General features: G+C 61.0%; 25 protein-coding genes and 1 riboswitch. Of the genes, 23 read left to right on the top strand and 2 right to left on the bottom strand.

What is annotated here, in order from left to right:
* The first annotated feature begins 52 nt into the window (after positions 1-52).
* The 8 genes from KJS47_RS22310 to KJS47_RS22275 all read left to right on the top strand — a co-directional run bounded on the left by KJS47_RS22310 (position 53) and on the right by KJS47_RS22275 (position 9,041).
* Positions 53-829 (top strand): SDR family NAD(P)-dependent oxidoreductase, encoded by a 777-nt coding sequence (locus KJS47_RS22310; RefSeq protein ID WP_213527884.1) that lies wholly within the window; start codon positions 53-55, stop codon positions 827-829.
* Between the two features lie 183 nt (positions 830-1,012).
* A complete protein-coding gene (locus KJS47_RS22305) occupies positions 1,013-1,399 on the top strand; it encodes a hypothetical protein (RefSeq protein ID WP_249716657.1) in 387 nt (128 codons plus the stop codon).
* A gap of 282 nt (positions 1,400-1,681) precedes the next feature.
* Positions 1,682-2,053 carry a DUF423 domain-containing protein gene (locus KJS47_RS22300; protein ID WP_213527882.1) on the top strand — a complete coding sequence of 124 codons (372 nt, stop codon included), beginning with the start codon at positions 1,682-1,684 and terminating at the stop codon, positions 2,051-2,053.
* 102 nt (positions 2,054-2,155) lie between these two features.
* Positions 2,156-2,350, top strand: a riboswitch (cobalamin riboswitch).
* 258 nt (positions 2,351-2,608) lie between these two features.
* A complete protein-coding gene (locus KJS47_RS22295) occupies positions 2,609-4,834 on the top strand; it encodes a ribonucleoside-diphosphate reductase subunit alpha (protein ID WP_213527880.1) in 2,226 nt (741 codons plus the stop codon).
* A 192-nt stretch (positions 4,835-5,026) separates the two neighbouring features.
* Positions 5,027-6,064, top strand: a complete 1,038-nt coding sequence (locus tag KJS47_RS22290) for a ribonucleotide-diphosphate reductase subunit beta (protein WP_213527878.1) — start codon at positions 5,027-5,029, stop codon at positions 6,062-6,064.
* Positions 6,065-6,304: 240 nt separating this feature from the next.
* Positions 6,305-7,147, top strand: a complete 843-nt coding sequence (ypfJ, locus tag KJS47_RS22285) for a KPN_02809 family neutral zinc metallopeptidase (protein ID WP_213527876.1) — start codon at positions 6,305-6,307, stop codon at positions 7,145-7,147.
* Positions 7,148-7,525: 378 nt separating this feature from the next.
* Entirely contained in the window at positions 7,526-8,416 is an 891-nt protein-coding gene (locus tag KJS47_RS22280) for a serine hydrolase domain-containing protein (protein ID WP_213527874.1), read from the top strand.
* Positions 8,417-8,489: 73 nt separating this feature from the next.
* Positions 8,490-9,041: a dihydrofolate reductase family protein gene (locus KJS47_RS22275; RefSeq protein ID WP_213527872.1), complete on the top strand. Its 552-nt coding sequence runs from the start codon at positions 8,490-8,492 to the stop codon at positions 9,039-9,041.
* Between the two features lie 275 nt (positions 9,042-9,316).
* Here the strand turns inward: KJS47_RS22275 and KJS47_RS22270 are convergent, their stop codons facing one another.
* Positions 9,317-9,577, bottom strand: a complete 261-nt coding sequence (locus KJS47_RS22270) for a YusU family protein (protein ID WP_213527870.1) — start codon at positions 9,575-9,577, stop codon at positions 9,317-9,319.
* 147 nt (positions 9,578-9,724) lie between these two features.
* Between KJS47_RS22270 and KJS47_RS22265 the strand changes: the two genes are divergently transcribed.
* The 14 genes from KJS47_RS22265 to KJS47_RS22200 all read left to right on the top strand — a co-directional run bounded on the left by KJS47_RS22265 (position 9,725) and on the right by KJS47_RS22200 (position 23,170).
* On the top strand, positions 9,725-10,822 hold the full coding sequence (locus KJS47_RS22265) for an alpha/beta hydrolase family protein (RefSeq protein WP_249716655.1): 1,098 nt from the start codon (positions 9,725-9,727) through the stop codon (positions 10,820-10,822).
* An 84-nt stretch (positions 10,823-10,906) separates the two neighbouring features.
* Positions 10,907-11,476: an RNA polymerase sigma factor gene (locus KJS47_RS22260; RefSeq protein WP_213527868.1), complete on the top strand. Its 570-nt coding sequence runs from the start codon at positions 10,907-10,909 to the stop codon at positions 11,474-11,476.
* On the top strand, positions 11,476-12,288 hold the full coding sequence (locus KJS47_RS22255) for a DUF4367 domain-containing protein (RefSeq protein ID WP_213527866.1): 813 nt from the start codon (positions 11,476-11,478) through the stop codon (positions 12,286-12,288). The genes KJS47_RS22260 and KJS47_RS22255 overlap by 1 nt, the downstream gene beginning before the upstream one ends.
* Before the next feature lie 340 nt (positions 12,289-12,628).
* Entirely contained in the window at positions 12,629-13,438 is an 810-nt protein-coding gene (locus KJS47_RS22250; RefSeq protein WP_213527864.1) for a VOC family protein, read from the top strand.
* A gap of 32 nt (positions 13,439-13,470) precedes the next feature.
* Positions 13,471-14,448: a zinc-binding dehydrogenase gene (locus KJS47_RS22245; protein WP_213527862.1), complete on the top strand. Its 978-nt coding sequence runs from the start codon at positions 13,471-13,473 to the stop codon at positions 14,446-14,448.
* Positions 14,445-16,037 carry a class I adenylate-forming enzyme family protein gene (locus tag KJS47_RS22240; protein ID WP_213527861.1) on the top strand — a complete coding sequence of 531 codons (1,593 nt, stop codon included), beginning with the start codon at positions 14,445-14,447 and terminating at the stop codon, positions 16,035-16,037. Before KJS47_RS22245 ends, KJS47_RS22240 begins: the two co-directional genes overlap by 4 nt.
* A 9-nt stretch (positions 16,038-16,046) precedes the next feature.
* The gene (locus tag KJS47_RS22235) at positions 16,047-16,454 is read left to right on the top strand and encodes a PaaI family thioesterase (RefSeq protein ID WP_213527859.1); all 408 of its coding nucleotides are present in this window, start codon (positions 16,047-16,049) and stop codon (positions 16,452-16,454) included.
* 54 nt (positions 16,455-16,508) lie between these two features.
* Positions 16,509-17,657, top strand: coding sequence for an ABC transporter substrate-binding protein (locus KJS47_RS22230; RefSeq protein WP_213527857.1), 1,149 nt, complete (start codon positions 16,509-16,511; stop codon positions 17,655-17,657).
* A 102-nt stretch (positions 17,658-17,759) separates the two neighbouring features.
* Entirely contained in the window at positions 17,760-18,641 is an 882-nt protein-coding gene (locus tag KJS47_RS22225; RefSeq protein ID WP_213527855.1) for a branched-chain amino acid ABC transporter permease, read from the top strand.
* A complete protein-coding gene (locus KJS47_RS22220) occupies positions 18,638-19,591 on the top strand; it encodes a branched-chain amino acid ABC transporter permease (protein WP_213527853.1) in 954 nt (317 codons plus the stop codon). The genes KJS47_RS22225 and KJS47_RS22220 overlap by 4 nt, the downstream gene beginning before the upstream one ends.
* Positions 19,588-20,367, top strand: a complete 780-nt coding sequence (locus tag KJS47_RS22215; protein ID WP_213527851.1) for an ABC transporter ATP-binding protein — start codon at positions 19,588-19,590, stop codon at positions 20,365-20,367. Before KJS47_RS22220 ends, KJS47_RS22215 begins: the two co-directional genes overlap by 4 nt.
* Positions 20,360-21,073 carry an ABC transporter ATP-binding protein gene (locus KJS47_RS22210; protein ID WP_213527849.1) on the top strand — a complete coding sequence of 238 codons (714 nt, stop codon included), beginning with the start codon at positions 20,360-20,362 and terminating at the stop codon, positions 21,071-21,073. The genes KJS47_RS22215 and KJS47_RS22210 overlap by 8 nt, the downstream gene beginning before the upstream one ends.
* 79 nt (positions 21,074-21,152) lie before the next feature.
* The gene (locus KJS47_RS22205; RefSeq protein ID WP_213527847.1) at positions 21,153-22,349 is read left to right on the top strand and encodes an acyl-CoA dehydrogenase family protein; all 1,197 of its coding nucleotides are present in this window, start codon (positions 21,153-21,155) and stop codon (positions 22,347-22,349) included.
* A 23-nt stretch (positions 22,350-22,372) separates the two neighbouring features.
* A complete protein-coding gene (locus KJS47_RS22200; RefSeq protein ID WP_213527845.1) occupies positions 22,373-23,170 on the top strand; it encodes an SDR family NAD(P)-dependent oxidoreductase in 798 nt (265 codons plus the stop codon).
* Positions 23,171-23,285: 115 nt separating this feature from the next.
* Here KJS47_RS22200 and KJS47_RS22195 read toward each other — a convergent pair whose 3' ends face one another.
* A complete protein-coding gene (locus KJS47_RS22195) occupies positions 23,286-23,876 on the bottom strand; it encodes a DUF6147 family protein (RefSeq protein WP_213527843.1) in 591 nt (196 codons plus the stop codon).
* Between the two features lie 204 nt (positions 23,877-24,080).
* On the opposite strand from KJS47_RS22195, the gene KJS47_RS22190 reads away from it, so the two are divergent.
* Positions 24,081-24,932 carry an MBL fold metallo-hydrolase gene (locus KJS47_RS22190; protein WP_213527842.1) on the top strand — a complete coding sequence of 284 codons (852 nt, stop codon included), beginning with the start codon at positions 24,081-24,083 and terminating at the stop codon, positions 24,930-24,932.
* The last annotated feature ends 43 nt before the right edge of the window (positions 24,933-24,975 follow it).

Here is a 24,975-nt window from a genome sequence, read left to right as displayed (position 1 = left end):
TACGGGTACAGTCCCTTCACGGACAAGTGCGGCGGAAGGAAGGCGATAAGCGATGCGGCTCGCCGGCAAGGTAGTGATCGTCACGGGAGCGTCCAGCGGAATCGGCGCCCTGCTGGCGGAGGAATTGGCGAAGCGGGAGGCGGTTCCCATCCTGTTCGCCCGATCGGAGGAGAAGCTGCGCCGGATCGCCGAGCGGGCGTCTGCTCCGATGGATTGGTACGCGGTCGACGTGACCTCGGACGAACAGGTAGAGGACGCGGTTCGGGCAGTGCTGCAGAAGCATGGACGGATCGATATTCTGGTGAACAACGCCGGCTTCGGCCTGTTCGAGCGCGTGGCCGCCACCCCGATGGACGCGTTCCGGGAGATGATGGACGTCAACTACTTCGGCACGGTCCGCTGCACGAAGGCAGTGCTTCCGGCCATGCTCGAGGCGGGCTCCGGCCAGATCGTCAATGTCGCCTCGATGGCGGGCAAGGTCGGCTCTGCGAAGTCGGCCGGCTACGCCGCGACGAAGCATGCGGTGCTCGGCTTTACGAACAGCCTGCGGCCGGAGCTTGCCGGAACGGGAATTCGCGTCTCGGCAGTCAACCCCGGTCCGGTGGATACGCCCTTCTTTGACCGCGCGGACCCGACAGGCCATTACGTGAAGAACGTCGGCTGGTTCCTGCTGCAGCCGGAGCGGGTCGTCCGGACGATAATCCGGGTGATCGAGAAGAGCAAGGCGGAGGCCGATCTGCCCTTCGCCGCCGCGTTCGCGACCAAGCTGTACCAGCTGTTCCCGCGGCTGCTCGACCGGATCGCCAACCGGCTGCTCAGCCGCAAGTAAGCGGGCGGGTGAGCAGGGAATTTTATTTAAATTGTTGAAAAATGATAGGCAAAATCGGCCATTTCCCGTATAATGAGAAAGGATTCACAAAAGAGAGAAAGGTGAGGGAACACGAACGACGCAGTATTCGAACAGGCCGTCGAGCGGCTGCTGGCGAAGTCCGGCAGCGGGGTGGAAGTGCTGGTGGAACCGAGATTTCCGGACGGACGGCTCGTTGGCGGCAAATATCATATGGCTACGCACACTGTTTACTTGTACAAGGAACCTTTGCAGCAGCAATGCTTCCAGCTGTTCGGCTCGACGGATCGCCTCGCCGACTATATCGAGCTGGTGCTGGCCCATGAGCTGGGTCACGCGCAGGACACGGAGCTCAGCCGGCTGTCCGACCTGCTGGACGAGGAGCTGCCGGAACGGGAGCGCCGGATGATCCAGCTCGAGATCGAAGAGAATGCCTGGCGGTACGCGGAAGCGCTGCTGCCTGAGATGGACCCATGGTTCAAGTCGGCGATCATCGACGAGTCGCTCGCGGCCTATCGGCGGGAGCAAGATGTGGAGCCGGTCAGTGCATAGGAACCGCATCAGAGGCTTGTCTCTCGTGCGAACATAGGAAGATGGCTGGGACAGAAGATGTCCTTACACATAGCAGGTACGGCGGCGGCCGTTCCTTGGCAGCAGGCCGGGGAGCGGCCGCTTTCGTCTGTCTCCGACCGGCTGCGGACGGCTAGGCATAAGCGGCGGTCGGGCGGCTAAGCACGGACTGCGGGCTTGTCTTTTCCCGGCGGCCGGGTAGGATAAGAGAGAGTAGAGACATTCGGCGGCTTATGCCGGCGAACGACCATAAGGAGGAGAACGATGAATACGACGTTTTTAGTGCTCGGCAGCCTGAACGCCTTCCTCGCCGTGGCGCTCGGCGCGTTCGGCGCCCACGGGCTCAAGGCGAAGCTGTCCGCGGACAAGCTGCAGGTTTACCAGACCGGCGTACAGTACCACAGCATGCACGCGCTGGGTCTGCTGCTCGTCGGGATGCTGGCGGGCGGGCTCGAGGCCGATTCTCTGCTGAACGCCGCAGGCTGGATATTGCAGATTGGCATCGTGCTGTTTTCGGGCAGCCTGTACGCGCTCAGCATCACCGGAATTCGCAAGCTGGGAGCCATCACGCCCATCGGCGGCGTCTGCTTCCTGGCTGCCTGGGTGCTGATTGGTCTGGCGGCCTGGCAGGGTTGAAGCGCCGGCAAGCCGAATCGCGGATTGACAGGACGGTCGGCTTGTAGTAGAGTTCATACAGGAGAGAGGCACAACATATTGTGTCTGATTTTCTCAAGTCAACTACATATCGTAGGAACAGGTGCTTGCGGGCTTACGCCCCAAGCTTAATAGGGAAGTTCGGTTCGAATCCGACGCGGTCCCGCCACTGTAGCAGAGGAGCCCCGATTCATACGCCACTGGTCATCTCGACCGGGAAGGCGGATCGGCGGCGAGGAGTCTGCGAGCCAGGAGACCTGCCTGTTCTGACGACACGGTTGGAAGCCCTACGGGAGATAGGGAGGTGTCGCATCCTCGAATGAATTGAGGCTTGTTTGTTCGTGTGAATGCAGAGCATGTCTACCCGTATGCGGTAGAGATGCTTTTTTTATTGCCTTCTTGTCGCCTTGAGGGGAAGAGGACGGCCTGGGCCGCGTGGATGCGGCCCGGACCGATAGGAGCGCTCGGGCGGCGAAGCCGGGAAATGGAGCGCTTCGCCGGAGGACGGGATATCCATCATGAGGGAGGAAGAGATCGATGCTGGTAACCAAACGGAACGGGAAGACGGAAGAGCTGGTCTTCGCCAAGCTGAAGAAAGTGATCGACTATGCATGTGCAGATTATCCGGCGTGCAAGCCGCTGGAGCTGGAGACGGCGCTGCTGCCGCTATTCCGCGACGGAATCGAGACGAAGGAGGTGCAGCGGGCGCTGATCCGCGTCGCCGCCGAGAAGACGACCGCCGAGGAGCCGGACTGGCAGTATGTGGCGGCCCGTCTTTTGGCCTACGACCTGTACAAGGAGGCGGGGCTGCACCGGCAGTACGAGTCGTTTGGCTACGGGGATTTTTACGGGCTCGTCGTTCGCCTGACCGGCCAGGGGCAGTACGGCCGCTATATCCTGGAGCATTACACTGAGCAAGAGGTTCGGGAGCTGGGCGCTTATCTGAAGACGGAGCGGGACAAGCTGTTCCATTATCTCGGCCTGCAGACCCTGGTCGACCGTTACCTGATCAAAGGCCCGAGCCATGAGGTACTTGAACTGCCGCAGGAGATGTTTATGGGCGTAGCGATGCACCTGGCGATGAAGGAGCAGGACCGGGTGCATTGGGCCAAGCAGTTTTACGATGTGCTGAGCCGGCTGGAGATGACGGTCGCGACGCCGACGCTGTCGAACGCCCGCAAGCCGTTCCATCAGCTGTCGAGCTGCTTCATCGACACGGTGCCGGACACGCTGTGGGGCATCTATAACAGCGACCAGAGCTTCGCCCAGGTATCCAAATTCGGCGGCGGCATGGGCATCTATCTCGGCAAGGTGCGCAGCCGGGGATCGTCGATCCGGGGCTACAAAGGGGCGGCAGGCGGCGTCATCCCGTGGATCAAGCAGTTCAACAACACCGCGGTGGCGGTGGATCAGCTCGGCGTCCGCTCGGGCGCGGTGGCCGTCTATCTGGACGTATGGCACCGCGACATTCTCGATTTCCTCAATGTGAAGACGAACAATGGGGACGACCGGATGAAGGCGCACGACATCTTCCCGGGCGTCTGCGTGCCGGACCTGTTCATGCGGCGGGTCGAAGAACGGGGCGTCTGGTATCTGTTCGACCCGCACGAGGTCCGGCAGGTCAAGGGCTACAGCCTGGAGGACAGCTGGGGCGAGGAGTGGGAGCGCCGGTATGAGGAGTGCGTCGCCGACCCGGCCCTCACCAAGCAGGAGCTGCCGGCCATCGACATCATGAAGCGGATACTCGCCAGCTCGTTCGAGACCGGCACCCCCTTCCTGTTCTTCCGCGATACGGTGAACCGCGCGAATCCGAACAAGCACGAAGGCATGATCTACTGCTCCAACCTGTGTACGGAAATTTGCCAGAACATGAGCCCGACCGAACTGATCACGACCGAGCATGAGGACGGGGTTATCACGACCCGGCAGCGCAGCGGCGACTTCGTCGTCTGCAACTTGTCGTCGCTCAATCTGGGGCGGGTCTCCACCAAGGAGGACATCGCGCGCGTCGTGCCCATCCAGATGCGGATGATGGACAATGTCATCGACCTCAACTACTATCCGGTACCGCAGGCGGCGATCACGAACCGGAAGTACCGGGCGGTCGGCCTCGGCACGAGCGGCTATCACCAGATGCTGGCGCAGGAAGGCGTCGCCTGGGAATCCGAGGAGCATCTGAAGCGTGCGGATGAGCTGTACGAATGGATCAACTACTGCGCGGTGAAGGCTTCGATGGAGCTGGCCCGGGAGAAGGGGGCCTATTCCCGGTTCGCGGGCAGCGAGTGGGAGAGCGGAGCCTACTTCGACAAGCGGGGCTACACGGGAGAGGACTGGCAGGCGCTTAAGGCGGATGTTGCCCAGCACGGCGTCCGCAACGGCTGGATGTTCGCGGTCGCGCCGACGGCGACGACCTCGCTCATCTCGGGCTCGACGGCGGGCATCGACCCGGTGTTCAGCCGGATGTATGTCGAGGAGAAGAAGAACCGGATCATTCCGCAGACGGTACCGAATCTGAATGAGCGGACGTACTGGTACTACAAGGAAGCCCACCAGATCGACCAGGCGTGGAGCATCCGGGCGGCGGGCTTGCGGCAGCGGCACGTCGACCAGGGGCAGTCGTTCAACCTCTACATTACGCCACAGATTTCGGCCAAGGAATTTATGGAGCTGTACTTGCAGGCATGGCGCGAAGGGCTGAAGACGATCTACTACTGCCGTAACCGGAGCCTGGACGTCGAGGAATGCGCCGCCTGCTCGGCGTAAGAAGCGGACCCGTAAGGCGTTAGGGATAGTAGAGCAAGGAAATCAAGCTGACTGGATAGATAACAGGTAGCGTGAAGGGACGGACGGCGGGAAAGATGGCGGGCTGCAGGCACATGAGCCGCCGCCCGGCAGTCGCAGCCGTCATCAGTCAAACGGCGAAAGCCTTCATGCACACGAGGAGGACAAGCCATTATGGAATTGACGAAGAAGAAACTGTTTAACGAGCACGGAGACCGCGATTGGGGAAAACGCCGGATGATCGGCGGCAATACCACGAATCTGATCGAGCTGAACAACGTGAAGTACGAGTGGGCGACCAAGCTGTACCGGACGATGATGAACAATTTCTGGATTCCGGAGGAGATCCCGCTCGCCCAGGATGCCAAAGGCTACCGGGAGCTGAACGAGCACGAGAGGCAGAGCTACGACAAGATCATCAGCTTCCTGATCTTCCTCGATTCGCTTCAGACCGCGAATTTGCCCAACATCAACGAGTACATCACTGCGCCCGAGGTGAATCTGTGCCTGACGGTTCAGACGTTCCAGGAGGCCGTTCACAGCCAGAGCTACTCTTACATCCTCGACAGTGTCTGCGCGGCGGAGGTCCGGGACCGGATCTACAACGAATGGCGAGACGATAAGCATCTGCTAACCCGCAACCGGTTCATCACCGACCTGTATGAGCGGTTCGTCGAGAACCCGTCCCCAGACAATCTGGTGCGGACGGTTATGGCCAACTATATTCTCGAGGGGCTGTATTTTTACAGCGGCTTCAGCTTCTTCTATGCGCTCGGACGGCAGGGCAAAATGCTTGGTACCGTCTCGGAGATCAAGTACATTCAGCGGGACGAGCTGACTCATCTGGCGCTGTTCCAGGGCATCTTCCGGGAGATTTGGCGCGAGAATCCCGAGCTGTTCACCGACGCCTTCGTAGAGGAGCTGCGGGAGATGATGCGGACCGCCGTCGAGCACGAGATCGCCTGGGGCCAGTACATCACGGCCAACCGGATCGCCGGACTCAGCAACGAGCTGATCGACCAGTACATCAAATATTTGAGCAACGAGCGGCTCAAGAAGCTCGGGCTCACCGTACTCTATCCCGAGATTGTCGAGCATCCGATGCGCTGGGTCGAGAGCTTCAGCAACATGAACGGAATGAAGACGGACTTCTTCGAGCAAAAGGTGACGAACTACAGCAAGTCCAGCAATCTGAACTGGGACGAGTTGTAAGAGCTTGACCCCCGGTCGACGGCAGTTGGAGGCGGGCCCCTTATCCGCGGCTGCACAAACGCCTCTTCCGGCGGCGCATTCCTCGCGGGGCCCGCTGATGCAGGCCGGACCGCCGTTCCAGTCCGGCCTGCGGTCCTCACCCTATCCAATTTATCCCATCCGGTTAAAGGACTTGCCCTTCGGGTATATCACTAGTGATAGATCCTTGATGCAGATCGGGGAACCGAGGAGGGACGGCGGATGAAATGGAAGGGTAGACAGGGAAGCTCGAACGTCGAGGATCGCAGAGGAATGAGCGGCAAGGGCATCGCGGGAATAGGCGGGGGCTTCGGCCTTATTCTCGTGCTGGTCGTGATGCTGCTCGGCGGAAATCCGTCCGATCTGCTGGGCGGCCTTCAAAATATGGGCGGGAGCAGCGCTCCCTACGAGGAAACGCAGCAGGAAAAGGAGCTCTCCGACTTCGTCTCGGTCGTGCTTGCGGATACGGAGAAGGTGTGGGGGGACGTCTTCCGGAAGGAAGGGAAGACCTACAAAAATCCGACGATGGTGCTCTATTCGGGGAGTGTGCAGTCCGCTTGCGGAACGGCCGGCTCCTCAGTCGGTCCCTTCTATTGTCCGGGCGACGCCAAGCTCTACATCGACCTGAGCTTCTATCAGGAGCTGCAGGACCGGTTCAAGGCGCCGGGCGATTTTGCGATGGCCTATGTCATCGCCCACGAGGTCGGCCATCACGTGCAGACGCTGCTCGGCACGACCGACAAGCTGGATTCGCTGCGGTCGAAGCTCAGCCAGAAGGAATACAACCAATACCAGGTCAGGTTTGAGCTGCAGGCAGACTATTTGGCCGGCGTATGGGCGCATTATGCGCAGGGTATGGACCTTCTGGAGGAGGGGGACCTGGAGGAGGCTCTGACTGCGGCCAGCGCTGTCGGCGACGACAAGATCCAGATGGAGGCGCAGGGCTACGTCGTGCCCGACAGCTTCACGCACGGGACGAGCGAGCAGCGGAAGCGCTGGTTCTACAAAGGGTTCGAGTCCGGCAACCTGCAGGATGGCGATACGTTCAGCGCGAATGCCCCGTGACCCCGCTCTGCCGTAGGGTAGCACTTTGCGGGACAAGCGGGAAGCCGGCAGGGCATAGGCCGTTTGCACCCGATGCGGAGGTCCGCGCAATCGGAAGCCGGTGGGCCGAAGCCTGGAGGCGTCCGAGGCGCAGAGTGGGAGGCCATCGCAATAGATCCGCAGCCGGAAGACCGAAGGAACGCGCTACGTCGAGCAAGCAAAAGAACCGCACCCGGAAGGGGCGGTTCTTTTGCGTGGTTCGAGCAGGCGCCGGCTCGCTGCTCGTATATAGGAGCTTCGTTTCCGAAAGAAAATGAGAACATTTGTTTTTAAGGATTGATTGTTAATAAATGGTATTTTAGTATAAGGTAAGCAACTAATGCATAAGGGGGTTAAAAGTTGTATCTACCATTCCTTAATAGAACAGAAACATTCGAACCTCTAATTTCGCACATTGAACAAACTCGAAGCGAAATTAACGCAACTGCGGCAGCCGTTGTTATTATTCAAAACGACCATATTGTTACGGAATGGTATTCTGGATTCCATCATGCTAAGTCAGGGGCATGCCCGGTGACTTCCGATTCTCAGTTTAATGTTTATTCGATTAGGAAAACACATATTGCACTTGCTCTAGCTTTCGCTGTTATAGAGGCAGGGCTCGAACTTGATTCCCCAATTCATCCTTACATTGACGATGTTCCATTTGAGGAAATAAGCACGGTTACGATAAGAAACGTCCTGACTAAAACAAAGCCTAAGTTTTTCGGACCGGAAAAAGTAGAAGGGGAAGGATTAGCAGCCAGAATCGTTAAGAAAGTTACAGGAAAAACAATTGCGCAAGTGATAACAGAGAAAATTCTTGATCCGCTTCAAATTACTAACACAGAATGGGCTGCTATACCTAAAAAAAGATTGGTATGTGATTTTACTGCTGGTGACGGATACGCGTCCGTTAGAATAGAGTCTGATGAGGGCCATGAGCGTAATTTGTATATGAGTGCAAAAGATCTTGCTTACTGGGGCTATATTTTTCTGAACAACGGAGTTGTAAACGGACAGCGGGTCATCCCGGAACCTGTGTTTGAACTGTTGGGGAGGCTAAGGACTTCGACTGGTCATGCTGCCAGTAGGTTTATGGGATGGTATTTCAGTGACGATTTATTTGAGGCATTTGGCGCTACTGGCTGCCATATAGCTGTTATCCCGAAACAGAATCTTGTTGCAGTCCGAATGTATAACAGATATGCGACAGAACATACGGAAACTCTCCTTAAATGTTTTTCTTAGTGCTTAGATTAGCAATCCATGAGAAAACGGGCCTGCTTTTGGATGATAAAATGCAGACAAAAGGAGGCTGCATATGGGACGTGTAATCCTGATGATGAATGTGACACTGGACGGTTGCTGTGACCACACGCAGGTGATTGCGGATGAGGAGCTCCACCAGTATACGGCGGACCTGATGGACCAGTCCGACGGTCTGCTTTTCGGACGTAAAATCTACCAGCTGATGGAAAGCGCTTGGCCAGCCATTGCCAGCAGCGGCGACGGACCTCCATTCTTGGTCGACTTCGCACGCAAGCTCGATCGGAAACCCAAGTACGTCTTCTCGCGGACGCTGAATCACGTGTCGTGGCAGAACTCTTTCTTGTTGAAGGGGCCTGTTTCCGAGGAGGTGCCACGGCTTACGGCAGAAGGGAAGAGTCTAGTCGTTAACGGCGGCCCCGGCCTCGGTTCCACCCTGGCACAACTAGGCTTGGTGGATGAGTATCATTTCCTGGTACAGCCAATCGTTGCCGGACGCGGCCCCCAATTATTGGGGGGAGTTCGTGATCGCCTGAATCTGAAGCTGACCGAGACCAAACCCTTCGGCTCCGGCGTCGTGGCGCTCCGCTACACGCCCGTTCGTTAACTGCTCGGCTGATCACGGCGGCTTGGCACTGCCAGACAAATGCATACGAGCACAAGATGCAGCCGGCAAACATTTGCCGGCTGCTTCTTTTCTATCACAAGGAGCCTCTCTGTCCAAACCAGGTAGGGTATAGGTAAGGTGGCGACAGCGCTACGACAAATAAACAGATTAAGCGAGATTTCCGGGAAACGCGAAGGGAGGACCCTGTGCACTAGGCTGCACTGGGCCCTCCCTATTCTTTATGGAAGCAATGCTTCCCACCCGCACCAGGTATGTTAAAATTTGTACGAGTTCGATTTGTTCGTCAGCTTTTGGTTCAGATCGCGTACTTCTTCGAACAGCTTGCGGATATCGGCCTTGCTGTCCGGATGGCTTTGGTTCCAGTGACTGGTCAGGGCAGGCATCGATTTATGTATATGGTTGTAAATGGACCAAATTTTTATTTTTTCGATCATCTCGGGATCGTTGCTGCCTGTAATCAATTCGCAGTATTTCTCTAGAAGCCCTTGAAATTGTTCGTCAAAACTAGGATTCATTCCATTCAGCCCTTTCCACTAGCGATTTACTTAACCATCAGTCTACCCCATTGGCGTCGCCACTGTCAAAAACGCGGGGTTGCCGGAAGCGAAAGGGGTAAAGATAGAGAGATCGAAAGACATGAGAACGAGACGGAGGCGGGTAGCATGGCGGACAGCGTGCAAACGCAGGAAGAGGTCGGCAGGGAGGCAAGGGAGTACCCGGGAATCGCAGAGAACGGGGAACGGTCGCAGGCAGGAAACGAGCTTCCGCAGGCAGGGGAAGAGCGCCGGGTAGCGGCACATGCAGAGGGCCTGCAGGCAGACGATGCGGAAGAGGAGGCTGCGGACGATACGGAAGAGACGGCAGTCGAGCAGGCCGAGGAGGAGGACCCGCTGCCTATCGACAAGGCGCAGCCTCTCACCGGCGAGCTCGTCGAGATGCGGGAGCCTCTGTTCCCACGGGACGGCGACATCGTCGAGAAGGTCCGCCTTGAGCATCCGGTCCGGTTCGTCACCGCCTACAAGGTGACGTACCTGAGCCAGGGGCTGCGAGTGAAGGGCTACCTCGTCCTGCCGCGGAAGCCGGAGCGCTGCCCGGGGCTGGTCTACTGCCGCGGGGGCATCGGCCGCGTCGGCATGGTCCGCCTCCCCCGGCTCGCCGCGCTCGCCAAGCTCGGCTACGCCGTCTTTGCGCCGTTCTACCGCGGCAACGACGGCGGCGAGGGCCGCGACCAGTTCGGCGGCGACGATACGCAGGACGTCTGCGCCGCCATCGCGCTTTTGCGCTCCCAGCCCGAAGTGCTCCCGCGCCCGGTGGCGCTCGTCGGCTTCTCCCGGGGAGCCGTCAATGCGCTTCAAGCGGCCCGCGACTGCCCCGACGCGGGACCTGTCGTCGTCTGGAGCGGCGTCAGCGACCTGCTCGAGACGTACGAAGAGCGCGTCGACATGAGGCGCATGCTGAAGCGTGTCGTCGGCCATCCGAAGAAAGACCCGGACGCCTATCTCGACCGGTCACCCGTCGCTTGGGCGGGCCGGATCCAGCCGCCGGTGCTGATACTGCACGGCACGGCCGACGCGAACGTCAGCCCCCGTCAGGCGGGGCTGCTCGCCGATGCGCTTGCGGCTGAGGGGCGGGACTGCACGGCCTTGCTGTTCGGGGGCGAAGCGCATGCATTCAGCAGGGAGGCGGAGCGTGAAGCGATGCGCTTCCTGGCCCGCTGGCTGGAAAACAAATGGACATCCTCCACATTTTGTCATGTATAATAGAAGAAAGCTTTTTCGCGCGTCTGCCGCCGCAGCCGGCCGTTGAACTAGCGGAAGCGATTCGCCCAAGTGTTGGAGGAATTTATGCCGAAACATCTGATTCTCATATTGACGAATGACTTTCCTTCCTTGCCCGAAGCGCTGCAGCAGGAAGTGTACCGGGAGTATTACCGGCTGGTCTACCCAGTCGTTTTTTTTATCATCAAGGATCATGCCGCGGTCGAGGATATCATTCAGGACTCGTTCCTGAGGGCCATTACGAAAGCCAGCCAAGTGGCCGATATGGAGAAGCTGGAAGGCTGGCTTAAGACGATCGCCCGGAATTCGGCGCTGAATTATGTGAAAAAATGGAAGAGAAACCGTGACGAACTGGATTTTGATGCTGTCTTTGTATATACAGAAGCTTCCCACTCGGGAACTGTCCCGCTTGAACAGGAAGTGGAGGCCAAGCTTCTGAAGGAGGCTGTCGTGCAGTATGTCGACCGTCTGAAGCCGGAATACCGGCAGCTGCTGGAGATGCGATGGATTCATCAGCTGTCCTACCGGGAAATGGCCGAGGCGATGAGTATGACCGAGGGTATGGTGCGGCAGAAGCTGTATCGCGCCAGAGAAGCGGTCAAACAAAAACTGCAGGAAGATTGGGGTATCCGCTGATGGACCAAAACAAATTCGACCAGTTGTTCGATGAGGCCTGGGAGGAAGGGCTGGAGGAATCGTATGCGCGCATCGAGATTCCGAACCCCGACGCATCCTGGCAGCGGATGCGGGAGAAGATGGCGCGTGCCAAGCGGCGGAGAGACCGCCGGCGGAGATGGCAGCTCATCGCGACGGCGGTCGCTTCCCTCCTGATCGGCTCCGTCGTGTTCGGTTCGCCGGTTATCACTAAGGCGTTCCAGCCGCTCAACCAGATCGTCGAGTCCTGGAAGGGCACTGTGCTGACCTTTATCAACCGGGAGGGAGACCAGGATACGTCGGGAGCCAAGACTGCACCGCCGCCCGATACCGCCTCGGAGAACAAGCCGAAGTATCCGAACGCTCCGGGAACGGGCGGACTGGTCAAAAAAGGTGACATGAAGGTAAGCATGGAGGAGGCGAAACGCCGGACCTTGTTCCCGATGTTGGAGCCTCAGCTCGTGCTGGACGGCTATACGCAGGATAACATCCAGCTGTCCGTGGACGAAGAAGGGCGGGCGATGCAGGCTTCGATCACGTACAAGAAACCGACGGGAGAGTTTTATCTGGTGGAGCAGAACCTGCTCGAGCCGAATACGATCATGTCCATGGGAATCGACGAGGAGAACGATACGGTCAGCGAAGTGGAAGCGCTCGGCATCAAGGGCAAGCTGATCAGCAACAAGGCGAACGGCATCCAGTTCCTCATCCTGCTCGGCAAGGAATCGGTCATCAAGGTATACGGCAAGATCAGCCAGGAGGACGCCATCCGGGTCGCCAATCATTTGAAGTAGGGGGCCCCCTGCATGTTCTTGAGCGGTTCTAAGCCCCCTTGTCCTATCCCCGTCATGTTGAAAGTTGAAAAGCCATCTAAGGCAACCGTTTTCCGGTACTCAACCGGAAGGCGGTTGCTTTGTTTTTGGGTATCCTTGGAAGGGTCATGATCCTATCAACCCTTTAATCCGACAAAACGCATAAGAATTATTGACAAAATCAGAATCCACCCGTATGATGAACAAAAAGTAAGTAAGATAACGCTTTCCAGCTTGTCTGTGGCAAAGCGAACGAGCGAGCGCCGGGACCGCCGTCCCGGCCAGCCCGACAACACGGAAACGAGAGGAAGGAGGACTGCCGTTGGCTTTCCGGTTCGATCATTTGGTTCATATCGTATGGCGTCCCGAGGAGACGGCGGAACAGCTGCGCGGGATCGGCCTCGCCGTCCGGCCGGGGGGCGAGCATGAGCGTTGGGGTACGTACAACGAGCTGAGCTATTTCGGTCTCAGCTATCTGGAGCTGCTGGGCGTGAGGCATCCTGCGCTGGCGGCCAAGACAAGAGACAACGATCTGGTCCGGCAGACGGTCGATGAGCTGCCGAGTGGGGAGAAGTTCGCCCGGCTTGCGCTTCGGACCGACCGGATTGAGGAGGAGGCGGAGCGCTTCCGCTCGCAAAGACTTCGGGTGACCGGTCCTTTCCCGGGAAGCCGCAGACGGGCCGACGGCTCGCTGCTCGCCTGGTCGATGCTGTTCCTCGAATGGCCGGACGGGCACGGCCCGCCTCTGCCCTTCGTTATTCAATGGGGGGAGAGCGACGAGGAGCGCCTTGGTCGCTTGAACCGGGAGGCGGAACAAGCGCCACACCTCGCTGGCGAGCTGAAGCTGACACAGGTGGCGTTCGCGGTGAGAGACGCTGGCGAGACGGCGGAGGAGTGGGCGCGGCTGTTCGGTTTGCAGGCCGGAGTGCCTGCCGCGGATCCGTCCCTCCGGGCCCACTGCCGGACGCTGGCCCTCCCGGGCGGAGAGCTGCTGTTCTGCTCGCCAGCTGGCACGGGCCAGGTTGCCGACGCGCTGAACCGGCACGGCGAGGGGCCGTTCCTCGTCCGGCTTGCCGGCGCCGGGGAGAAGAGCCGGCACGAGGTATCCGGCGGCATTTATGAATTCATCTAAATTTATTACATAGCAAAAGGAGTGCGAACAAGATGAGAGCAGCTTTGATCGTAGAGCATGGAGACCGCAGCAAGGTGGTGATCGGGGAGTACCCGACACCAGAGCTTCAGGAGGGAGAGGTGCTGCTTGCTGTCAAGGCGGTGGGCCTGAACCACCTCGATATATTCGTCCGCAGAGGCATACCGGGCCGGACGCTGGAGCTTCCGCATATCTCGGGCGGTGACATCGCAGGGGAAGTCGTTCAGGTGGCGCCGGGCGTCACCAGTGTGGCGGTCGGGGACCGGGTGCTGGTGGACCCGCTCGTACACGGCCAAGCGCTCGGCGAGGATCTGAGAGGGGGGCTGGCGGAATACGCAAGCGTGCCGGCTGCCAACTGCATTCCGCTGCCGGACGCGCTCTCCTACGAAGATGCGGCGGCGCTGCCGATCGCCTACGGGACGGCCTGGCGGATGCTCATCACGCGGGGACAGCTCCAAGCCGGCGAGACGATCCTCATCCTCGGCGCGAGCGGAGGCGTAGGTACGGCTGCCGTCCAGATCGCCAAATCCGTCGGCGCGGTCGTCATCGCGGCGGCCAGTTCTGAGAGTAAGCTCGAGAAGCTGAGAGAGCTGGGTGCGGACCACGTCATCAATTACTCGACGGACGATTTTTCGCGGGAAACGTGGCGCATCACGGGCAAGCGCGGCGCGGATGTCATCGTCGATTACACCGGCAAGGAGACGTGGCCGAAGAGCATTCGGGCGACCAAGGTCGGCGGCCGGATTCTCACTTGCGGCGCGACGACCGGCTTTGACGCCGTGACCGACCTGCGTTATGTCTGGACGCGTGAAATCAGCATTCTCGGCTCGAACGCCTGGGAGCGGACCGACCTTGAGAAGCTGGTCGAGCTCGTCAGCACCAAGCAGCTCGTTCCGGTCATCGACCGGGTGCTGCCGCTCGAGGACATTCGCGAAGCGCACCGCATTATCGAGGAGCGGGAGCTGTTCGGCAAGGTGATCATTACGCCGTGAAGCCGTTAACGAATAATTTTGGCGATTTGACGCATCGGGCTGTCCGGCTCCTGCCGGACAAACCGGCGGTCGTGGCGCCCGAGGCGACGCTCACCTACCGCGAGCTGGAGGAGCGGATGAACGTGGCGGGCGGCGTGTTCCGCCGGCTCGGGATCGAATTCGGCGACCGGGTCGCCCTCCTGTTCCCGAACGACTACCGGTTCGTGGAGCTGTGCTTCGGCCTCATGAGGATCGGCGCCGTGCCTCTGCCGCTGAACCGCAAGCTGAATGCCGAAACGCTGTCCTACATACTGGCGGACAGCGGGGCCAAGCTGCTGGTGGCGCACGAGTCGCTTCTCGCGGCAGCGCGGGAGCTGAGCTGGCCGACCCGCAGCGGACCACTGCTCGTCGTCGGGAAGAGCCAGGGCGCGAGTGAATCGAAGCCCGAAGGGAACCCGTTTCCCGGCGGACCCGACCCGGATGAGGTGCCGTACGAGGCGCTTGCCGCCGGTCAGGAGCCGATCGCCGAATCGGTAACGGTCCGGGACGACGATCTGTGCTTCCTTCTATACACGTCGGGCTCCACCGGCAGACCCAAAGGATGCATGCTGACCCACGGCGGCCAGTGGTGGAACGCCGAGACGAACCGCAGGGTGCTCCTGCTGGAGGAGAGCGACGTCGCGCTCGTCTCGGTGCCGCTCTATCACAAGAACGCGATGATCAACGCGGTTAAGCCTTGTCTCCTCCTGGGGGCGACGCTCGTCATCCTGCCGGGATTCGACCCGGCGGAGGTGATCGCGGCGGTCGAGACATACCGGGTAACGTACACAACCGGCGTGCCGGCGATGTACAAGATGATTCTGGCCCACCACAAGCAGCATCCGGGCCGCGACCTGTCGTCACTTCGGTTCCTCATTTGCGGCTCGTCGGAAGTTCCGCCCGAGCTCATGCGAGAACTGCAGGAGAGGTACGGGGTCGACGTCCTGGAGGCGTACGGGCTGACGGAGGGCGGCCCGCAGGTGCTCGTTTCCCCCCGGTGGGGCATCCGCCGACAGGGAGCCGCCGGTCTGCCTCTCCCCGGCTGTGACGTCAAGGTCGTCAGCACGGACGGCGCCGAGAGGGAGCTCGGTCCCGGCGAGATCGGGGAGCTCTGGGTCCGGAATCCGGGGGTCGCCATCGGCTACTGGAATCTGCCTGAGGTAACCAAGGCCCGTTTCACGGAGGACGGCTGGCTGAAGACCGGAGATCTCGCCCGGTTCGACGAAGACGGCTACGGCTACATCGCAGGGCGCAAGGACGATCTCATCATAATCGGCGGAGAGAACGCCTATCCGAAGGAGATCGAGGACGTCCTCATCCGCCATCCGGAGATCGACGACGTATGTGTCGTCGCCATGGCCCATCCGACCAAGGGCAAGGCGCCCGCCGCCTTCGTCGTCCGGCGGCCGGGCTCGTCGCTGAGCGAGAAGGAGCTACAGGCGTACTTCCTCGAACGGGGACCGGCTTATGCGCATCCGCGCCGGGTGGTGTTCCTGGAGAGCATGCCGCTCTCCGGCACCGGCAAGATTGACAAAGCCAGCCTGAGCGCCAGGCTGGAAGAGAAGGGATAGGAGAAATCGATGGCAGTTGACCGCGAGAGGCTGCTCCAGCTGCTGGAGCGGCCCCGGTATCATCAATTTTTGGGGCTCAAGCTGGAGAAGGCAGAGGAAGGCTTGGTTCAAATTCGTCTTCCGTTTCGCGAGGACTTCCTGGCGGACGAAGCGGATTCTTACGTACATGGCGGCGTCATCGCCGCACTGATCGATGTTGCGGGTGACTTCGCGCTCATCACGACACACGGGCGGGGGCTGCCGACCGTCGATCTGCGGGTCGATTACTTGCGGCCGGCTCGCAAGGAAGACCTGGTGGCGACGGCGACCGTTGTCAAGAACGGACGCACGCTCGGCATCGCCGACATCCGGGTCGAGAATCCGGACGGCAAGACGGTCGCCATCGGCCGGGGCTTGTACAGCACGGCAACCGGCTGAGCCGGGCCGCGATAAGACATCGGATCGTAAGCAACTATGGGGGAGGAAGAGAACATGAGAGGATCCAAACGGTGGGGAGCCGTGCTGGCGGCCGTACTCGGGGTTTCGCTTGTCGCGGCGGGCTGCGGCGGGCAAGGAGGAGGCAGCGCCTCGGGAGAAGGAGACATCACGATTGCCGTAGCCGGCCCGATGAGCGGAGACGGAGCGGAATACGGCAAGGCGTTCAAGGAAGGCGCCGAGCTGGCCGTCTCCCAATTCAACGACAAGGGCGGCTACAACGGCCGCAAGGTCAAGATCGTCTACGGGGACGACAAGAACGATCCGAAGGAGGCGGCGAACGTCGCCCAGAAGCTCGCCTCGGACAAAAACGTGCTGGCCGTTATCGGCCACTGGAGCTCGACGGCTACACTTGCGGGCATTCCGATCTACGAGCGCAACAAGGTGCCGATGATCACGCCGACGGCGTCGCACCCCGACCTGACAAGCGAGAGCACCAAATGGATCTTCCGCAGCTCGACGACGCAGGACATGGAGGGCAAGAACCTGGCGGATTTCGCGGTCAACAAGCTGAACAAGAAGAAGATCGCGATTCTTTACATCAATACGGACTGGGGCAAGTCGAACGCCTCCGCGTTCAAAAAATACGCCGAGCAGAACGGCGCGCAGGTGACGCTGTACGATTCCTATCCGCCTTCCCAGAGCATCGATTACTCGTCGGCGCTGACCAAGGTGAAGGGGACGAATCCCGATCTTCTCTATCTCGGCAGCTTGTACAGCGAAGGCCTCCTTCTCATCAAGCAGGCGAAGGATATGGGGCTCAAGGCCGACTTCATGGGCGCCTCGACCTTCGATTCCGAAGGCTTCCTGAAAGGGGGAGCCGCCGTCGAGGGCGTCTACCTCGACTCCCTGTTCTATCCGGAGGCCGATAACCCGCGGGTGAAGGCGTTTGTCGCGGACTTCAAGGCCAAGTACAGCCACGACGCCGGCTACTTCAACGCTCTTGCGCACGATTCCACGCTTGCCGTGCTCGAAGGCATCAAGCAGGGCGGCGCCACCCGCCAGGGCATCCGCGACGCGATGGAGAAGCTTAATGGCTTTCCGGTCGTGACGGGTGACATCAAATTCGATTCGAAGCGGGACGATACGAACAAGCCGTATTACAACCTCGTAGTGAAAGGCGGCAAGTTCGTTCCCTACCAGTAAACCAACCAATAACAGGCCGGCCGCCGCCGGCCTCATCCGACGTTAGAGAGTCCGCCCCGGTCTGGCGGGACGGACTCCCGCTTGTGAGGGGAGTGCTGCAGCATGCTGATACTTGAACAATGGATTAACGGGCTTGCCCTCGGAGGCGTCTATGCGTTGATCGCGCTTGGCTTCACGCTGATCTTCGGGGTGCTCAAACTGTTTCATATGGCGCACGGCGATGTGTTCATGTTCACCGGGTATATCGTCGTCTCTATCGTCGTATTCGCGTTTGGCGGGCTGCCATTCTTCGTCGTCCTGCTGATCGCCATGGCCGTCGCGTCCCTCCTCGGCATGGCCGTCGAGCGCGTCGCCTTCCGGCCGTACCGCCAATCGGACGAAATTATTCCGCTGATCAGCGGCATCGGCATGTCGCTTATTTTGCAGAATCTGGCGCTCTTGATCTGGGGGCCGGGGCAGATCAACTACAGCTTCAACGTAGGAATCGGCAACGTGTCGTTCGGCGGCATCCAGATTACCGGCATCCGGCTCGTCATCCTGGCAGCCAGCATCGTGATCGTCCTTATCTTCAATTACTGGCTGTACCGGACGCGGACCGGCCGTGCCGTACGGGCGACGGCTGCCGATCCCCAGACAGCGAGCATGATGGGCATCCGGCCGGAACTGATCATCCTCCTGACGTTCGGTGTCGGGTCGGCGCTCGCCGGAGCGGCCACCGCGCTCGTCGGGGCGCTCTACGGGGCGATCTACCCCGCACTAGGGTTTTCCATGGGGCTCAAGGCGTTCGCGGCCTCCATTCTCGGCGGGCTCGGCAACATGACCGGTGCCGTCGTCGGCGGCCTGCTGCTCGGCGTGCTCGAGGTGTTCACCGCCAGCTACATCAATGTCGCCTACCAGGACGCCATCGCGATGGGGATCATGATTCTTGTGCTGCTCATCAGGCCGAACGGCCTGCTCGGCAAAGCGGTGGAGGATAAGCTATGAATGCCCTCCGCAAATACGCACTGCCGCTTCTCGTCGTCCTGGCGCTGCTGTTCCCACTGGTCGTCACGAACGCCTACTACCAGCGCATCGGCGTCATGTCCTGCATCTTTGCGATTGTAGCCTCAAGCCTCGGGCTGCTGGTCGGCCAGGTCAAGCTGGTCTCGGCCGGGCATGCCGCCTTCTTCGGCATCGGCGCCTATACGTCCGCGCTCTTGACGACGAAGGCGGGCATGCCGTTTCTCGTCGGCTTCGCGGTGGCAATCGTGCTGTCGGGACTGGTCGGGTTCCTGTTCTCGGTCCCGGTGCTTCGGCTCAAAGGACACTATCTCTCCATGGCCACGCTCGCCTTCGGCATCGTCGCGCAGATGGTCATGCTCAACTGGGAGGGGCTGACCAACGGGCCGAACGGCGTGCCGGGCATCCCGTTCGCCTCCTTGTTTGCCTTTGAGCTGAACACCGACGTCCGCATGTTCTACTTTACCTTCGCCCTCCTGGCTCTTCTCCTCTGGGGGCTGTCCCGGCTGTACCGGTCGCCGGTCGGCCTGACGTTCCAGCTCATCCGGGAGGATGCGGTGGCGGCCGCCACGCTTGGGGTCAACGTCACCCGGTACAAGGTGACAGCGTTCACTCTCTCCGCGGGCATCGCGGGACTCGGAGGCAGCCTGTTCGCCCATTACATGGCCTACATCAACTACGATACGTTCTACCCGCTGGAGTCGTTCATGCTGCTCGCGATGGTCGTCGTCGGGGGCATGTACAGCCTGTTCGGACCGGTGCTGGGCGCGGTGCTGCTGACGGCCGTTCCGGAGCTGCTCCGGGGACTGGCGGATTACCGGATGCTCATCTATGGCGTCGTTCTCGTGTCGGTTCTGCTGCTCCGTCCTCAGGGCATTCTGTCGGGCAGGCCGAAGCATCTTGAGCTGCGTCCGAAGGAGGGAGCGAAGCGATGACGAAGATTGTATTAGCCGCCCGCGAGGTAAGGAAGCATTACGGAGGCGTCCGGGCCGTCGACGGCTTCTCCTGCGAGCTTCAGGAGGGGCGGCTCATCGGCCTTATCGGGCCTAACGGAGCGGGCAAGTCCACGCTCTTCAACCTGCTGAGCGGTGCGGTGAAGCCGACCTCCGGCAGCATCGAGCTCGCCGGCGAACCTGTTGCGGGCATGCGGCCCGACCAGTTCTCGCGGCGGGGAGCGGCGAGAACGTTCCAGAATATCCGGCTGTTCAAACGTCTTACCATTCTGGAAAATGTGCTCGCCGGGTTCCACCAGAGCTCCGACCTCAGCCTGCTGCGCGGCGTGCTGGGCCTCTCCTCGTATCAACGGGGCAGCGCAGACGTCCTCGAGCGGGCCGGAGCGCTGCTCGAAGCGTTCGGACTGTACGCCAAGCGCAACGAGCTGGCCGTCCATCTGTCGTACGGCGACCAGCGCCGGCTCGAGATCGCGCGGGCGATGGCGTCGCAGCCGCGTCTGCTCTTCCTCGACGAGCCGGCGGCCGGCATGAACGCGTACGAGGGCCAGCAGCTCGTGGAGCTGATCCGCCGGCTGTGGGAGGAGAACACGCAGCTGACCGTCTTCCTGATCGAGCACGACATGGACGTGGTGATGAAGCTGAGCCAGGAAATCTTCGTGCTCGATTCCGGCCGGCTGATCTTCCACGGCACGCCGGAGGAGGTCCGGGGCAGCGACGTGGTTCGCGAGGCTTATCTGGGAGGGGATCTGGATGCTTGAGCTGCACGATTTGACAATTCGATACGACGCAGGCGATGTCGTGCGGGACGTGAACATGACGATTCGCCAAGGCGAGATCGTCGGCCTGATCGGCTCGAACGGAGCCGGCAAGACGTCCATCATGAAGACGATCTCCGGGCTCGTGAAGCCGAGAAGTGGACGGATTCTGTTCGCGGGACAGGACATTACGGGAACGGCTCCATCTGCGGTGCCCCGCCTCGGCATCAGCCATGTCCCGGAGGGCCGGAGGATTTTTGGAGACCTGACCGTGGAGGAGAATCTGCTCGTCGGGGCTTACCGGCACGGAAGGGGAACCCATGCGGCCGAGCTGGAGAGGGTGTACGGCCTGTTCCCCATCTTGGCGGAGCGGAGAAAGCAGCGTGCCGGCAACATGAGCGGCGGCGAGCAGCAGATGCTGGCGATCGGCCGGGCGCTTATGGCGCGTCCGTCGTTCCTCATCCTCGACGAGCCGTCGCTCGGTCTCGCGCCGCTCGTCATCCGCAGCGTATTTCAGATGATCCGCGAGATTCACCGGGAGGGCATGACGATTCTGCTCGTGGAGCAGAATGTCGAGCTGGCGCTCCGCCATGTGGACCGCTCCTATGTCATCCAGTCGGGCGAGATCGTGCTCGAGGGCACGCCGGAGGAGCTGCGCGCCCGCGAAGGCATCATGGATGCGTATTTGGGCACCGGAGAGAAACACTAGGCGAGAAGCGGGGGATGCCACCCGGAGGAAACAGCCGGCGGCGAGGCGATCCCGGAATGGAACAGGAGGCGCATGACACATGACGACAACTAGCAAATCCGACCCGTTCATTCGAAATGGGCGGGAAGAGAGAATAGCGGCTCTCGCCGACCGGCTGGCGGCCAGGTTCGCGGAGCGGGCAGCCGAGCATGACCGGGTGGGGTCGTTTCCGTTCGAGAATTTCGAGGAGATGAAGCAGGAGGGGTATCTCGGGCTCCCGGTTCCGAAGGAATACGGCGGGGACGAGATGTCGCTGTACGAGCTGGTCCTGGCGCAGGAGCGGCTCGCCCGGGGAGACGGCTCCACCGCGCTTGCGGTCGGCTGGCATATGGGCATCGTGCTGAATGAGAGGTACGCCCACGCGTGGCCCGAGCGGCTTTTCGCCTCGTTCTGCGGAGACGTCGTCAACCGTGGAGCCATGATCAATTCATTCGCCAGCGAACGGGCGACGGGCAGCCCGAGCCGAGGCGGCCGGCCGCAGACCGAGGCGGTACCGGTAGAGGGCGGCTGGCTGCTGACAGGCCGAAAGACGTTCAGCACGCTGAGCCCGATTCTGCAGGAATTTATCGTGACGGCAGGCGTAACCGGAACGGAGGAAACCGGGGAGTTTTATGTAGAGCGGGGAGAGGGCGTGCGCGTCGAGGAGACCTGGAACACGCTCGGCATGAGGGCGACCGGCAGCCACGATCTTGTGCTGGAGCGGGTTTTTGTCCCGGAGGCCCATGTCCTCTCGATAACGGTGGGGGGCAAGCGTCCGCCGAGGAAGGAGACGGGCGACGGCTGGCTGCTGCACATTCCGGCCTGCTATCTCGGCATCGCCTATGCCGCCCGGCGCCACGCGCTCCGATTCGCTCTCTCCTACCGGCCGAACAGCCTCCCCGGCCCGATCGCCGAGTTGCCTTCGATCCGGCAGCACATCGCCGCCATGGAGGAGGAGTTCACCGTGGCGAGAGCTTATCTGTACGCAGCGGCGGACCGCTGGGACCGTGAGCCGGAGGCAAGAGCCGCGATGAAGCCGGAGCTCGGGCTCGCCAAGAAGCTCGCGACCAACGCGGCGCTGTCGGTCGTCGACAAAGCGATGCGCATCGTCGGCGGCTCCAGCCTGTCCCGCACCGCGCCGCTCGAGCGGCTGTACCGGGATGTCCGGGCGGGGCTGCACAATCCGCCGATGGACGACACGGTGATGAAGCTGCTCGCCGACCGGGCGCTGGATGAGGCGGGGAGAGAAGACAACTAGAGGAACCGAAGGGGGAAACGAGGATGGGGATTTTTGCGCCGGACGCCTTGGCGGGCAAGCATGCGCTGGTGACGGGAGCGACCGGCGGCATCGGCCGGGCCACTGCCCGCCTGCTGGCGGGCATGGGGGCGTCGCTCACCGTGACGGGACGGAACGAGACTCGGCTCGGCGAGATGGCGGAGGCGATCCGCAAGGAGACGCCGGGCGCGCGGATCGCGGCCGTACCGGCCGAGCTGACGGAGGAGGAGGACCGCAGACGCCTCGTGCGGGAGGCGGAGGGGACCTTCGGGCCGGTCGGCCTGCTCGTCAACAACGCGGGCATGTACCGGTACGGCACCGTCGAGACGGAGACCGACGCGTCCCTGTCGGAGATGCTGCAGGTTAATTTTACCGCGACCGTGCTGCTGACCCAGCTGCTCTATCCCGGCATGCGGGAGCTCGGGGGCGGGGCCGTGGTGAACGTGTCCTCGCTGTCGGGGCTTCGGGGCGGCGCCGGGCACACAGCGTACGCCGCCTCCAAATTCGCCTTGATCGGCTTCACGCACAGCTTTGCGCTGGAGGCGATCCGCCACAACATCCGGGTAAATGCGGTTTGTCCCGGGTACGTGGATACCCGGATGGGCTACCAGGTCATCGGCGAACAGGCGGCGGCAAGCGGAAGCACGCTGGATGAGCAGCTGGCGAGGACGCATGCCGGCATCCCGTCCGGTCGGATCACGACGCCGGACGAGGTCGCCCATACGATCGCCTTCCTGCTCACGGAGGCAGCAGGGAATATGGTCGGCGCATCCGTCAAGCTGTCGGGCGGCGCAGTGCTGTAGCCGTGACGCCGAGCGCAGCCGGGCCGGCACGGCCGGAACGAACAAAACCGCCTGAAGGCATAGCCTTCAGGCGGTTTGCTATTAAGAGGGGGAGCTGCCGGGCGGCGGCGGGCATTCAATTGATGAGGATGGAATCCGAGTATGTATAGCCGCTTTCGAAGGCCGTTCCTTGAATGATGAAATGGTAACCCCAAGCGCGATAGTAATAGCCTTTGGTCACGAGAGCGCTGTCCTGGCCGTATACGTTAGCGCTGTTCGAATTGGTGATCGTCGGAGTGGTGTAAAGCGTGTCCCAGCTGCTGCCGGTCCACCGCTGGATGCGGACCTCCAAGCCGACCGTGTCAACGATCTGGGTCGCGTACGTTTGGCCGATCATGCCGGCCTTGCCGCCTCCCCGGTCAACGAGCGAGGCATTGCCGCTCGACAGGTAGATCTGCCCCGGGTTGATGGCGTTCGGCTGCATGCTGCCTGTGGAGGAGGAGCGCTCGAGGATGAGGCCGGAGCCCTTCATGTCCGATTCCGGAGGAGGAGGGGTCTTGGCGCCGTTCGGATAGACGGCTGCGGCCGATTCGGAAGCTGCCTGGACGGCGGCGCCTCCCGCTTCGGCGGCGGCGGCGGAGGCGAAGACGGGAACGGTGAGCATGACGGCGAGAGGGACGGCGAGCCATTTTCTGAAGATTGGGGACAACGAACTACGAGTAAACATGGATGAATCCTCCTTTTAAGATGGAATTTGGACTTTCATCCTATAAGACAGCGCGAACCAGGGGAGTGTTTACCGATTTTCGAGAAAAATTTGTAAAAAATGTGAGAGTAAGGATGCCGATATGCCTGAAACCAGGAAAAAGCGGCAAGGTTCGAGTTTATCCGCCAACGGGTAAAGAACTAGTAACAGAGAGGAGTTGGATCCATGCAAATCGTCAAGCAGGCCATCCGCAGAGGCAAACGGCTGATCGCCCAGATGGAGGAGACCCGGGTTCCCGAGACGGGCGTCGCCGCCTGGCACCTGGGCCAGTCGGGAATGGCGCTGAAGAGGGGCGGCGTCGTCAGCTATCTCGATCCTTACCTGAGCGGCGATCCCGGCAAGCGGCAGTTCGACCCCCCCATGCTTCCCGACGAGGTGACGAACGCCAGCTATGTCTTTCTTACCCACGATCACAGCGACCATCTCGATCCGTTCACGCTGAACGGCATCGCCAAGAGCTCTTCGCAGGCCGTCTTCATCTGCCCGGCTCCCCATGCGGCCAAGCTTGAGAGCATCGGCATCGACAGCGGACGCATCGTGGCGGCGGTCGTTGGCGAGACCGTTACGCTGAACGGCGTCCGCTTCACAGCGATCCCGGCCAAGCACGAGGAATTCGAGCGGGATGCGGAAGGACGCCATTTGCATCTGGGCTATGTGCTGGACTTGGAAGGAATCAAGGTATACCATGCGGGAGACACGCTCGCTTATCCCGAGCTGCTGGAGACGCTCGTCCCCCATGAGATCGAGATCGCCTGCTTGCCCATCAACGGGCACGACTTCAAACGGTTCGGAGAGAACCTGATGGGCAACATGTCGTTCCGCGAGGCGGCGGATCTCGGGGCGATGCTCGGAGCCGATCTGATCGTGCCGATGCATTACGACCTGTTCGCGCATAATACCGAGAATCCGGCCTACTTTGTGGACTATCTGCACCGGGCGTATCCGGGCCAGCCTTACAAGCTGCCCGTCCCGGGCGAGCGGTTCGTCCACCTCTCCGGCCGGCTGGAGGACGCCTGAGTCCCGAACTGGCGGGAGGAGGGCGAATCCTCTATAATGGATG

The organism is Paenibacillus sp. J31TS4, from assembly GCF_018403265.1.
Lineage (GTDB): Bacteria > Bacillota > Bacilli > Paenibacillales > NBRC-103111 > J31TS4.
Note: the sequence above shows the minus strand (reverse complement) of the source record. Positions and strands in the feature narration are given on the sequence as shown.

Bases quoted from the DNA above. Each gene is read 5' to 3' on its own strand.
- KJS47_RS22310 (WP_213527884.1), top strand. From the start codon at position 53: ATGCGGCTCGCCGGCAAGGTAGTGATCGTCACGGGAGCGTCCAGCGGA.
- KJS47_RS22300 (WP_213527882.1), top strand. From the start codon at position 1,682: ATGAATACGACGTTTTTAGTGCTCGGCAGCCTGAACGCCTTCCTCGCC.
- KJS47_RS22295 (WP_213527880.1), top strand. From the start codon at position 2,609: ATGCTGGTAACCAAACGGAACGGGAAGACGGAAGAGCTGGTCTTCGCC.
- KJS47_RS22290 (WP_213527878.1), top strand. From the start codon at position 5,027: ATGGAATTGACGAAGAAGAAACTGTTTAACGAGCACGGAGACCGCGAT.
- ypfJ (WP_213527876.1), top strand. From the start codon at position 6,305: ATGAAATGGAAGGGTAGACAGGGAAGCTCGAACGTCGAGGATCGCAGA.
- KJS47_RS22275 (WP_213527872.1), top strand. From the start codon at position 8,490: ATGGGACGTGTAATCCTGATGATGAATGTGACACTGGACGGTTGCTGT.
- KJS47_RS22270 (WP_213527870.1), bottom strand. From the start codon at position 9,577: ATGAATCCTAGTTTTGACGAACAATTTCAAGGGCTTCTAGAGAAATAC.
- KJS47_RS22265 (WP_249716655.1), top strand. From the start codon at position 9,725: ATGGCGGACAGCGTGCAAACGCAGGAAGAGGTCGGCAGGGAGGCAAGG.
- KJS47_RS22260 (WP_213527868.1), top strand. From the start codon at position 10,907: ATGCCGAAACATCTGATTCTCATATTGACGAATGACTTTCCTTCCTTG.
- KJS47_RS22255 (WP_213527866.1), top strand. From the start codon at position 11,476: ATGGACCAAAACAAATTCGACCAGTTGTTCGATGAGGCCTGGGAGGAA.
- KJS47_RS22245 (WP_213527862.1), top strand. From the start codon at position 13,471: ATGAGAGCAGCTTTGATCGTAGAGCATGGAGACCGCAGCAAGGTGGTG.
- KJS47_RS22235 (WP_213527859.1), top strand. From the start codon at position 16,047: ATGGCAGTTGACCGCGAGAGGCTGCTCCAGCTGCTGGAGCGGCCCCGG.
- KJS47_RS22230 (WP_213527857.1), top strand. From the start codon at position 16,509: ATGAGAGGATCCAAACGGTGGGGAGCCGTGCTGGCGGCCGTACTCGGG.
- KJS47_RS22225 (WP_213527855.1), top strand. From the start codon at position 17,760: ATGCTGATACTTGAACAATGGATTAACGGGCTTGCCCTCGGAGGCGTC.
- KJS47_RS22220 (WP_213527853.1), top strand. From the start codon at position 18,638: ATGAATGCCCTCCGCAAATACGCACTGCCGCTTCTCGTCGTCCTGGCG.
- KJS47_RS22215 (WP_213527851.1), top strand. From the start codon at position 19,588: ATGACGAAGATTGTATTAGCCGCCCGCGAGGTAAGGAAGCATTACGGA.
- KJS47_RS22210 (WP_213527849.1), top strand. From the start codon at position 20,360: ATGCTTGAGCTGCACGATTTGACAATTCGATACGACGCAGGCGATGTC.
- KJS47_RS22205 (WP_213527847.1), top strand. From the start codon at position 21,153: ATGACGACAACTAGCAAATCCGACCCGTTCATTCGAAATGGGCGGGAA.
- KJS47_RS22200 (WP_213527845.1), top strand. From the start codon at position 22,373: ATGGGGATTTTTGCGCCGGACGCCTTGGCGGGCAAGCATGCGCTGGTG.
- KJS47_RS22195 (WP_213527843.1), bottom strand. From the start codon at position 23,876: ATGTTTACTCGTAGTTCGTTGTCCCCAATCTTCAGAAAATGGCTCGCC.
- KJS47_RS22190 (WP_213527842.1), top strand. From the start codon at position 24,081: ATGCAAATCGTCAAGCAGGCCATCCGCAGAGGCAAACGGCTGATCGCC.